Source organism: Mycobacterium sp. (assembly GCF_049683355.1).
Lineage (GTDB): Bacteria > Actinomycetota > Actinomycetes > Mycobacteriales > Mycobacteriaceae > Mycobacterium.
This window is the reverse complement of record NZ_JBAUJB010000201.1, coordinates 1-4,779: the sequence shown is the minus strand read 5'-3', so window position 1 is coordinate 4,779 and position 4,779 is coordinate 1. Positions and strand designations below refer to the sequence as shown.

Here is a 4,779-nt window from a genome sequence, read left to right as displayed (position 1 = left end):
GCGTCGACCATGTGGTTCATGAACGACGGCGGCGGCGTGAACGGGCGGGTCAGTTCCGGCGACAGCTTGTGGGAGCTCTTGCGCACCCGGCTCACCCCCTCAGCCGTGTAGCGCACCACGGACGGGAACTTGGCGATCTGGCGCAGATGATCGGTGAACGCCGTGCGCACCAGTTCGCCCTTCGACGGGGCGGGATCGGTGGCGTAGGAATCCCGCTCCGGCGCCGGTCCGTCCTGCAGATCCATCCCACGTGCCAGCAGGTTCGCCGAGGCGACGCCGTCTGCCAGGGCGTGGTGGATCTTGCCGAGCACCGCGATGCGGCCTTCAGCCAGGCCCTCGATCAGGTACATCTCCCACAGCGGACGACTGCGGTCCAGCGGGGTGCTGGCGATCCGGCCGACCGCTTCGTCGAGTTGGCGGCGGCCGCCCGGCGCATCGACACGGCAGGAGCGGACGTGGTAGTCGAGGTCGACCTCGGCGTTCTCCCGCCACATCGGGTGATGGAACTTGAACGGGATGTCGATCAGTTCGTAGCGGAACGGGTCGAGTTTGTAGAGCCTGCTGTGGATGACCTTGCGCAGCTCTTCGACGCCGAACTTCGCCCCGCCGAGATCGTCGAGTTGAATCACCGCCAACTTCAGCGTGTGCATGTGCACCGTCGGCGTCTCGCTGTACAGCAAGACAGCGTCCCACCCGCTGAGCCTCTTCACGACAACAACCTCCTACCCGGAGGCCTATATAACCTCTTTGGCTCCGATGAGGCTTCTGTTTCGGTGAACATGGTTGAGGAACAGGCCGATTGCCGTCGATGCCGCACCGGTGCGGGCTCCGTCCATCATGTCGAAACCGTGGCCGGCTCCCGGCAGCTCGACGTAACTGACCACCGAACGGGACACCGCCTTGAGCCGGTCGACGAAGCTGCGCGCCTGGGCGACCGGGATCACGCTGTCACCGGTGCCGTGCACCACCAGGAACGGCGGCGCCTCGGCATGCACGCGGGCGATCGGCGAGGCCTTGCGGAACACGTCGGGGTGCTTGGACATCTTGCGCCTGACCACGACCCGCTCGAGGAAGTCGACGAACCGCACCCTCTCGACGGTCGACTTGTCCTCCCAGTCGTAGCGACCGTAGATACCGATGACCGCGTCCACCGAGGTGTCCGAACCGTCGGGCAGTTCACCCTGCAATTCAGGGTCGTTGGCCGTCAGGCCCGCAAGCGCGGCGAGATGACCGCCTGCCGAGGTGCCGGCGATCGTGACGAAGTTACGGTCGCCGCCGAACTTGTCGACGTTGGCCCTGGCCCAGGCGATCGCCGCCTTGACATCCATGATGTGGGCCGGCCACGGATTGTGCGGTGCGACCCGGTAGTCGATGGACAGACACACCCAGCCCTTCTCGGCCAAATGCGACATCAGCGCGTAGCCCTGAAGGAAACGGCTGCCGTGCACCCACGCCCCGCCGGGCACGAACAGCAGCACCGGCGCGGGCTGATCGGGCAGGTCGTCGCGCCGCCACACATCGAGCAATTGCGTGGGTCGCGTGCCGTACCGCACCGACGTCCGGTGTACGTGACGACGGTGCTCGCGCATCTTCCAGAACGGCGGGGTGCGCTCCGGCTGCGGCCATTCGATGTCGAGGTCCTTGTTCGAGACCAGACCGCGCAACGCCGCTTCGCTCACAGCGTTGGTGCTTTCCCGCTCCCGGCGCTTGAGTTCGGCGTCCGAGGGCTTGAACAGCGATCGTGCGGTGGCGCCGAGGAAGTCCGGTGCGTGTCGGGAACCCCAGATGGCGGCGGCGGTCAGGACACCGAGCGGCTCGAGGTGCTTGCCGATGACCGGCAACGATGCCGAAGCGACGCTCATGGCCAGGAGATGATCGGAAGGACCGGCCTTCAGCAACCATTGCAAGCGCGTGGTGAGCGTCGGCCCGGGGTACCGGATCTCCGGTCGTTCCGTCATTTCGCGAGCGTACCCCCATGCACAAAAGCCAAACGACACCTTGAGCGAAGTTGTCTACTCAAGTTTCCGCCGTGACCGATCTGTGATCTCTCTCACAGATCCTGCCTCAGCCGCCAGGCACGATAACTTCGTTGACAACTGTCAAATCCACCGAAGAGGGTTTCCACCGTGAGTAAGAGCGCGACCGCATCAAGGCTTGCCATCACCGACGATCACCAGGACCTGGCCGAAGCCGCCGGCGGACAGCTCACCCGGTTGGCAACGCTGACCACCGCCCGGGCGTCACTCGAGGGCGGGTCGACGCATCCGTCCGACATCTGGTCGGCAGCCGCCGAGCTGGGTTGGACCGGACTGGCGGTCGGCGAGGACGTCGGCGGGTCCGGCTTCGGGTTGGCCGAGCTGGCCGTGGTGCTGGAATGCCAGGGTCGCCAGCTGTGTCCCGGACCGTTTCTGCCCACCGTGGCGGCCTCGGTGGTGATCGACCGGTGTGCGCCGCAACCCTTGCGGGCCGAGTTCCTTCCCGGCCTGGCCGGCGGTGAGACGGTCGCGGCGCTCGGCGTGTCGGGCTCGGTTGCGGTGGGTTCCGACCTGGTGGTCACCGGGGAGTGCCCCGCTGTGCTCGGCGCGCCGGACGCCGACGTCCTGGTGCTGATCGCCGGCGACGACGTCGTGATCGTGCCTGCCGGCACCGAAGGGGTCACCATCAGCGGCCTCGACGCGTTGGACACCACCCGCACTGTCGGGTCCGTCGTGCTGCACGACGTCACCGTCCCCACCGAGCGCGTGCTGCGCGGGGCCGCGCGCAACGCCAGGACGGTGTTCCGGATCCTGGCCTCGGCCGAGGCGGTCGGAGTGAGTTGGGCTGCGCTGGACATGGCGGTCGACTACGCGAAGGTGCGCGAACAGTTCGGGCGCACCATCGGCACCTTCCAGGCCGTCAAGCACCACGCCGCCAACATGCTCGTCGCCGCCGAGGTGGCCACTGCGGCCACCTGGGACGCAGCCCGCGCCGACGACCTGGACAGCGCCTGGTTCGCCGCGGCCGTCGCCGCCGCGCACGCGATCCATGCCCAGGTGTTCAACGCACAGAACAATATTCAGCTCCACGGCGGTATCGGCTACACGTGGGAGCACGACGCCCACCTGTATCTGCGCAGAGCGCGCATGCTGGCGGCGCTGATGGCCGACGGCGCCGACCCGCTCCTCGACGTCGTCGAGGGACAGCGCAGCGGCCAGGCCCACGGCGCGTCGTTCACGCTGCCCCCCGAAGCCGACGACCACCGCAGCGCAGCGCGCGAGGTGGCCACGAGGGTCAAGGCGCTGCCGACGGATCAGCAGCGCGACGCTCTCGTCGAGTCGGGCTATCTGGTCCCGCACTGGCCCACGCCGTGGGGCCGCGGCGCCGACGTCCTGGAACAACTCGTGATCGAAGAGGAGTTCGCCGACATCGACCGCCCGGACATGGGGATCACCGGCTGGGTGGCGCTGACGATCGCCCAGGCCGGCACCGAAGACCAGCGCGAGCGCTGGGTGGAGCCGGTGCTGCGGGGCCAGGTCATGTGGTGTCAGCTGTTCTCCGAGCCCGGCGCGGGTTCGGACGCCGCGGCGGTGCGCACCGCCGCCAAGAAGGTGGACGGCGGCTGGCGGATCACCGGACAGAAGGTGTGGACGAGCCTGGCGCACATGTGCCAGTGGGGTCTGGCCACCGTGCGCACCGACTTCGACGCCCCCAAGCACGCCGGGGTGACGATGATGGCCATCGACATGAAATCCGAAGGGGTGACGGTCAACCCGCTGCGGGGCATCACCGGCGACGCACACTTCAACGAGGTCTTCTTCGACGATGTGTTCGTGCCGGACTCCGATGTGGTGGGTGATGTGAACAAGGGCTGGCTGGTGGCGCGGGCGACGCTGGGCAACGAGCGGGTCTCCATCGGCGGCGGATCGGGCGCCATCGGCGGCACCACCCCGGGCCACCTCGTCGAACTTCTCGACAGTTCGCCTGCGACGGCCACGATGTACGGCCGGCAGGCAGGCGAGGTGATCGCCGAGATCCACGCACTGCGGCTGCTCAACCTGCGCCGCGCCAGCCGGGCCATCGCAGGCGCCGAGCCGGGGCCGGAGGGCAATGTGACGAAGCTGCTGGTCGCCGAGTCGGGTCAGCGCCTCACCGAGCTGGGCTTCGCACTGGCCGGCACGGCCGCGGTGGTCGAGCAGACACCGCAGCTGACCCGCAGCTATCTGGGTAACCGCGCGATGACCATCGCCGGTGGCACCTCGGAGATCACCCGCAACACCATCGCCGAGCGGATCCTCGGCCTGCCCCGCGATCCGCTGCTGCGGTGAGAGGCGATGCGCATACTGTTCAGGTGCCCAGCATGAAGACGGTTCCGGACTTCCACCCCGAGTTGCGACGCAGCGCCAGATTTCTGCCTAAACAGATGATCACGCCGCTCACCCTGCCGTTCATCCGGGCGGCGAGCCGGCTGATGTGGCGTAATGCACCCGAGGATGTCGAGGTGCTCACCCTCCCGTCGGGCGTCGGGGTGCGGCTGTACCGTCCCGAAGGCGCCTCAGGGCGCAGCCCGGCACTGCTGTGGATCCACGGCGGCGGGTACGTGATCGGTGACGCTGCCCAGGACGACGTGCTGTGCCGCAGGTTCGCCCGCGAGCTCGGCGCCACCGTCGCCTCGGTGGACTACCGGTTGGCGCCCGAACACCCGTACCCGGCGCCCGTCGAGGACTGCTATTCGGCGCTGACCTGGCTGGCCGCGCTGCCCTCGGTCGACCCGGCGAGGGTGGCGGTCGGTGGGGCCAGCGC

At 68.3% G+C, this 4,779-nt stretch carries 4 protein-coding genes; 2 read left to right on the top strand and 2 right to left on the bottom strand.

Annotation, left to right across the window (positions count from 1 at the left end; genetic code table 11):
- The coding region (locus WA944_RS12110) for a wax ester/triacylglycerol synthase family O-acyltransferase (protein WP_526646980.1) at positions 1–710 on the bottom strand (710 nt) is incomplete at its 3' end.
- 24 nt (positions 711–734) lie between these two features.
- Positions 735–1,958: an alpha/beta hydrolase gene (locus WA944_RS12105; RefSeq protein WP_526646979.1), complete on the bottom strand. Its 1,224-nt coding sequence runs from the start codon at positions 1,956–1,958 to the stop codon at positions 735–737.
- 168 nt (positions 1,959–2,126) lie between these two features.
- On the opposite strand from WA944_RS12105, the gene WA944_RS12100 reads away from it, so the two are divergent.
- Together WA944_RS12100 and WA944_RS12095 are read left to right on the top strand one after the other, a co-directional pair.
- Positions 2,127–4,304 (top strand): acyl-CoA dehydrogenase family protein, encoded by a 2,178-nt coding sequence (locus WA944_RS12100; RefSeq protein WP_526646978.1) that lies wholly within the window; start codon positions 2,127–2,129, stop codon positions 4,302–4,304.
- 32 nt (positions 4,305–4,336) lie between these two features.
- The coding region (locus WA944_RS12095) for an alpha/beta hydrolase (RefSeq protein ID WP_526646977.1) at positions 4,337–4,779 on the top strand (443 nt) is incomplete at its 3' end.

Coding starts and splice junctions, on each gene's coding strand:
- WA944_RS12105 (WP_526646979.1), bottom strand. CDS start 1,958: ATGACGGAACGACCGGAGATCCGGTACCCCGGGCCGACGCTCACCACG.